The 5756-nt window shown below is 66.4% G+C and carries 5 protein-coding genes and 1 pseudogene; 1 reads left to right on the plus strand and 5 read right to left on the minus strand.

Annotated elements, in window-relative coordinates; translation table 11 throughout:
* The 5 genes and pseudogenes from H7841_17950 to ccsA all read right to left on the minus strand — a co-directional run.
* On the minus strand, nt 1–608 hold a 608-nt coding region (locus H7841_17950), incomplete at its 3' end, for a two-component sensor histidine kinase (protein MEO5338743.1).
* Entirely contained in the window at nt 605–2056 is a 1452-nt protein-coding gene (gene ntrC, locus H7841_17955) for a nitrogen regulation protein NR(I) (protein ID MEO5338744.1), read from the minus strand. The genes H7841_17950 and ntrC, both read right to left, overlap by 4 nt.
* Nucleotide 2057: 1 nt before the next feature.
* The gene (locus H7841_17960) at nt 2058–3170 is read right to left on the minus strand and encodes an ATP-binding protein (protein ID MEO5338745.1); all 1113 of its coding nucleotides are present in this window, start codon (nt 3168–3170) and stop codon (nt 2058–2060) included.
* Nucleotides 3170–4104, minus strand: a pseudogene (gene dusB / locus H7841_17965) (tRNA dihydrouridine synthase DusB). The gene H7841_17960 and the pseudogene dusB overlap by 1 nt, the downstream one beginning before the upstream one ends.
* A gap of 63 nt (nt 4105–4167) precedes the next feature.
* Nucleotides 4168–4977 carry a cytochrome c biogenesis protein CcsA gene (ccsA, locus tag H7841_17970; GenBank protein MEO5338746.1) on the minus strand — a complete coding sequence of 270 codons (810 nt, stop codon included), beginning with the start codon at nt 4975–4977 and terminating at the stop codon, nt 4168–4170.
* A gap of 99 nt (nt 4978–5076) precedes the next feature.
* Here ccsA and H7841_17975 point away from each other — a divergent pair, with 99 nt between their 5' ends.
* Entirely contained in the window at nt 5077–5625 is a 549-nt protein-coding gene (locus H7841_17975; protein MEO5338747.1) for a hypothetical protein, read from the plus strand.
* Nucleotides 5626–5756 lie beyond the last annotated feature (131 nt).

A 5756-nucleotide genomic window follows, 5' to 3' on the forward strand; every position in this document is an offset into this window, starting at 1 on the left:
TAGGACTGGTTGGTCACCGCCTGGGAGATCAAGGTGGGGTTGAGCACCAGGGTCTCCGCTTCGGCGTCCAGGTCGTGGGCCATGGCCATGGCATCGGCGCGGATGGTCTGGGCGTGCTCGTACAGATAGGCCTGGGCGACGGCGTGGGATTGCTCGATGGCGGTCTGCACCCGCTCGGCGAACCATGCCTGCAGGCCAAAATTCAGGAACAGAGCCGAGAAGACGGCGACCAGCACCGTCGGAACCGACGCCACGAGACTGAACAACACGACGAAGCGGATGTGCAGTCGCGACCCGGCGGCGCCACGGCGGCGGGCGGCCCAGACCACCACCAACCGACGGATCACCATGACCGCCAACAGCAGCAGGATCACCACGTCGACATAGAGCAGAGCCACCAGCCGCTTGGGGTCGGGCCCCAGGACGGCTGACGCGCCGGTCATGGCCGCCCCGGTAACGATGCCCGCCAGGACCGCCAGGGCCGTCAGAGTGAAAGCCAGCTTGCGTTCCAGACCGACCCGGCGCGCCCAGAGACGGAACCGCACCACCGGACGGCGTCGCCGCGAGGGCGGAGCCGGAGATGGGGGAACGGCGGATTCCTCGGTCATTTTCCGCCTCGAACCACCGGGATGTTCAGATCCTTGATCTTCTTGCGCAGAGTATTGCGATTGACGCCGAGAACGTCGGCGGCTCGGATCTGATTGCCTCGCGTCGCCACCAAGGTCAAGGAAATGAGCGGACGTTCGACTTCCCGGAGAATTCGGTCGTAAAGGCCCGGCGGGGGCAGTCCGCCTTCATGGGCAGCGAAGTAGGTCTGGAGATGCTGTTCCACCGACTGGGAAAGGCCGCCTCCGGCAGGGGGCTCTGCCACCGGGCGGGGCGCGTTCTCGGCCAGTTCGCCGACGATGACCTCGGCCCCGATTTCTTCCTGGGAATAGAGCGCCGCCAAGCGCCGCACCAAGTTCTCCAGTTCGCGCACGTTGCCGGGCCAGCGGTATTCCCGCAGGCGGTCCAGAGCTTCGGGGCCGATGATTTTCCAGGGCAGGCCCTGCTCGGCGCTCCGGGCCAGGAAGTGGCGCACCAGTTCGGAGATGTCTTCGGTCCGCTCGCGCAGGGGCGGCAAGCGGATGGGAACCACGTTGAGCCGGAAATAGAGATCCTCGCGGAACAGGCCGTGGCGGATCAACTGGCGCAGGTCGCGATGGGTGGCGGCCACGATGCGTACGTTGGCCTTGAGCGGCACGCGCCCGCCCACGGTGGTGTATTCGCCTTCCTGCAGGACGCGCAGCAGGCGGGTCTGGGCCTCGGGCGGCATGTCGCCGATCTCGTCCAGGAACAGGGTGCCGCCTTCCGCCTGCTCGAAGCGTCCGGCGGCGCGGGAAGTGGCACCGGTGAAGGAGCCTTTCTCGTGGCCGAACAACTCGCTTTCGATCAGTTCGCGCGGGATGGCGGCCATGTTGACGGCGACGAAGGGCCCGTTGCGGCGCTTGCCGTAGTCATGCAGGGCGCGGGCTACCAGTTCCTTGCCGGTGCCCGACTCGCCGACGATCATCACGGTCAAGTCGGTGTTCATCAGCCGCGCCAGGGTACGGTATATCTCCTGCATGGCTGGCGAACGGCCGATCAGCGGCAGCTTTTCTTCCGGCGATCGGACTTCCGTGGCTGCACCTTCCCCTGCTCCCTTGGGGGCTTCCAGGGCGCGACGCACCACGGCCACGAGTTCCCCCAGGTCGAAGGGCTTGGGCAGATACTCGAAGGCGCCCCGTTCGGTGGCCTTGACCGCGGTGAGCAGGGTGCTTTGGGCGCTCATCACGATGATCCGCAATTCGGGGCGCAGCTTGCGGATGCGCGGCACCAAGTCGAGGCCGTTCTCGTCGGGCATCACCACGTCGGTGATGACCAGATCTCCCTGCCCTTCGCTCACCCACTGCCAGAGAGTGGACGCCGTGCCGGTGGTCCGCACGTCGAAGCCGGCCCGGCCCAGGGCCTGCGTCAGCACGGTCCGAATGGCGGCATCGTCGTCGGCGATCAGGATGGTGGGGGATGGAGTGGCCATGTCATTCGTGATCCATCATGGGCAGCATGACCCGGAAAACCGTCCGGCGCGGTTGGCTATCGAATTCCACCACCCCGCCGTGGTCGCCCACGATCTTGGCGACCAGAGCCAGCCCCAAGCCGCTGCCCTTGGGCTTGGTGGTGACGAAGGGGTCGAACAGGTGGGGCTGCAGGTCTTCGGGAATACCGTCCCCGTTGTCCTGGACACTCACCATCAAAGGCAGATGCACACGAGTATCGCTGCCCGGCAGACTGAAGCGGAGACCATGGCGGTAGGCGGTGGAGAGGACCACCTCCCCGCCATCCTTGGGCGCCGCCTCGACTGCATTTTTTACCAGATTGAGGAAGACCTGGACCAATTGGTCGTGATCGCCCGGCACCGCGGGCAAAGAGGGATCGTAGACCTCGATGAAGCGGACGTGGCGGCCGAATCCGGCTTGGGCCAGCTGCCGCACCCGATCGAGCACCAGATGGATGTTCACCGGATTATGCTTCGCCGGACCACGGTCGGAAAAAACCTGCATGCGGTCGACCAGGGCGCAGATGCGGTCGCTTTCGTCGCGAATCAGCCGGGCCAGGGACTGGTCGTCGGCACTTTCCGAGCTTTGTTCGAGAAGCTGCGCGGCGCCGCGGATGCCCGACAAGGGGTTCTTGACCTCGTGGGCCAGCATGGAGGCCATGGCGGATACCGACCTTGCCGCGCCCCGGTGGGTGAGTTGGCGATCGATCTTGTCGGCAATCGAGCGTTCCTGGAAGGTCAGCACCAGGTAGCCCGGCGAATCCACGGCCGGCGAGGCCTGGATGTTCAACAGGTGCTTGCCGATGCGAGGCGTGTCGATCTCGACCCCGTATTCGGAAACCGGGCAGATTTCCGCCCTTGCTTGGCCGGTGACCCCGAAGACCGGGCTGTCGGCGGGCAGCAGGCTGCGCAACGGCAGGCCGCGCAGATGGGCTGCGCTCCCCTGCAGCAGGTTTTCGGCGGCCACGTTGACCCGGAGGATCGTGTCCTGGGGATCGACCACCACCACGGCCACAGCCAAGCCGTTGAGCACGGCCTCGGCATCGGGCTCGCCGGCCGATCCGGTCTCGCGGCGGGGAAACGGACGGACCGCCATCAGGCTGCCCATCGCTCGGCCAGTGGCCCGTAGAAATCGTGGACCAGGGCTTGCACGGCATCGCTATCCGAAAGGGTCATCACCTTCGCACGAAATTCCGCAGAACCCGGCAAGCCCTTGCTATACCAGCCGAAATGCTTGCGGGCCAGACGAATGCCTTGATGTTTTCCGTAGTGAGCGAGGATAGCCGCGTAATGGCCTAGAATCGTTTCAAGTTGTTCCGCTGGTGAGGGGTCGGCGAGAAGGCAGCCCGGCCGATCATCACGCCGTCGGCGCCGGATACCCGCAGCAGTTCCGCCGCATCCTCGGGCGAAGCCACGTCGCCGTTGCCGATCACCGGCAGGCGCGTCGCCGCCTTGACCTCGCCGATGAAGACCCAGTCGGCCCGGCCGCCGTAGAACTGGGCGCGGGTGCGGCCATGCACGGTCACCGCCTTGATCCCGCTGTCTTCGGCGATGCGGGCCAGGCGCGGGGCGTTGCGGCTGTCTTCGTCCCAACCGGCCCGCATCTTGACCGTCACCGCCATGTCGGGTACCGCCTCCACCACCGCCGCCATGATGCGCCCGGCCAGGACCTCGTCTTTCATCAGTGCCGCGCCCGCCTCCCCCTTGACGATCTTCTTCACCGGGCAGCCCATGTTGATATCGACGATCCGCGCTCCCAGGTCGCGCTGTCGACGCGCGGCATCGGCCATCGCTCCCGGCTCGTTGCCGACCAACTGCACCGAAGCCGGATGCTCGTCCGCCGTGGATGCCGACATTCGCAAGGTGCGCTCGCGAGCCCGCAGCAGGGCTTGGCAGGCGATCATTTCCGTGACCACCAGATCCGCCCCGTAGCTCTTGACCAGGCGGCGAAAGGGCAGATCCGTGACCCCCGCCATGGGGGCCAGGACCACCGGCCGTTCCAGCCGCAGGGTGCCGAGTTCGAAAACCATGATTCCGCTGCCCAGAAAACAGATGCCCACAAAATAGGCACATCATGGAAAAAGGCAAGAAAATTAAGCGAGAATCACGTCGGTGACCAACTTCACGCCGGGATAACCGAGGGAGATCAGCAGATAGGCCAGCAGTACGATGCGGGCCACCACCCGGCCGCGCAGGCCGGTGACGAAATGGGCGACCAGCAGGCCGCCGATCACCAGGAAGCTGGCGACCGTAAGCACCGTCTTGTGATCTAAGACCAGGAAACGGCCGGTTTCCCCGTACTGGGTGGCCATGCCGGTGGCCAGGCCCAGGGCCAGCACCCCTTCCCCCACCAGCAGCAGGCGGACGACCAAGCGTTCGGAGTCCATCACCGAAGGCAACAGGCGGGTGAGCGCCGTCGGCTGCTTGGCCTTCAGGGCCTTTTCTTGCAGAAAGGCGGCCAGCGCCGCCACGGCGGCAATGGTCACCAGACCGTAGGTGGCGACCGAAACGGCGATGTGGATGCCCACCCAGCCAAGGGCCACGGCGCCTTCCGCCCCCAAAGGACGGTGGGCCGGCACATGCTGCCAGACCAGGGCGACAAGGCCCAGAAGGATCATGTAGGGTCCGATCAGCGGGGTCAGGCGCCAAGCATGGCGGGTGGTCAGGGCGGTAGCGGCGAACAGCGCCATGCTGGCGGCCACGGTCACCCAAAGGGCGGTGGACAGGCCGGTGCGCCAGGCCCCCGCCATCTGCACGGCCGCCCAAAGGAGCGGCCCGGCCACCGCCACGCCCAGCAGCAGGCGGAACAGGCCGTCGGGCCCCGCGGCGGCCCGCTTGACCGAAGCCACGGACACCGGCACCAGGGCCAGAAGGGCGGAAAGGCTGAACAGCATCGATTCCATGGCCCGAACAATCGCGCCTCGGCGCCCCCTTGGCAAGCCCCGTCCGCAATGCGAGCGTCCGTCCTTGCCTATTCTTCCTCGGTTGGGGCAGGATGGGGCATGGCTTTGCGCTTCGTTCCGATCCTGGCCGTCCTGCTGGCCGTCCCCGCCTGGGCGGGAGGGCCCGATCCCGATCTGCCGGCCGTCTCCCCCAAGGGCAAATGGCGCGTCCTGACGCCCGACGACGCCACCTCCACCAGCCGCTGCATCGGCCGGCCGGAAACCCCGCTCTGCGCCGCCGAAACCATCGTCGCCTGCTTCGAGCGCACGGACAAGGAGTTGTGCCGGATCGGGATGGGGCGCGCTCCCGGCCAGGAATACTACGACTTCGGCCTCAAGGGGGGGAGCGGCTGGAAGGTCTACTATCAGGTGGTTTCCGCCGTCCGTCTCGCGGAAACCGACATTCCGCCGAAGCTGCGCCACCCGGACGAATGGCGGGTGGTGCCGGGCGACATCCGGATCGTCATCCGCAAAAGGCGCTGCTGGATAGCGAAGGACGGGCGGGAGAAATGCGAAACGGGGCCCCTGACCCAAATCCACTATTTCCTTCGCCCGGTTCCAGGGGGGATGTGGCGCATGGTCAATAAATTCTCTCCCCGAGTCGATTGAGGGCGGCGACCGTGCGGGCGCCGCCCTTGCCCCCTCCCCATGCTGGTGGCAGGATTGGCGCATGCGTATTTGGCTTGCCTCGCTTCTGGTCCTGTTTCTTGCCGCCGGGACGGTTCGGGCCGATCCGGCGG

Origin of the sequence: Magnetospirillum sp. WYHS-4, assembly GCA_039908345.1 — a bacterium.
GTDB lineage: Bacteria > Pseudomonadota > Alphaproteobacteria > Rhodospirillales > GLO-3 > JAMOBD01.

Excerpts from the sequence above, each read along its gene's own strand:
- H7841_17975 (MEO5338747.1), top strand. The coding sequence starts at position 5,077 with ATGGCTTTGCGCTTCGTTCCGATCCTGGCCGTCCTGCTGGCCGTCCCC.
- ccsA (MEO5338746.1), bottom strand. The coding sequence starts at position 4,977 with ATGGAATCGATGCTGTTCAGCCTTTCCGCCCTTCTGGCCCTGGTGCCG.
- ntrC (MEO5338744.1), bottom strand. The coding sequence starts at position 2,056 with ATGGCCACTCCATCCCCCACCATCCTGATCGCCGACGACGATGCCGCC.
- H7841_17960 (MEO5338745.1), bottom strand. The coding sequence starts at position 3,170 with ATGGCGGTCCGTCCGTTTCCCCGCCGCGAGACCGGATCGGCCGGCGAG.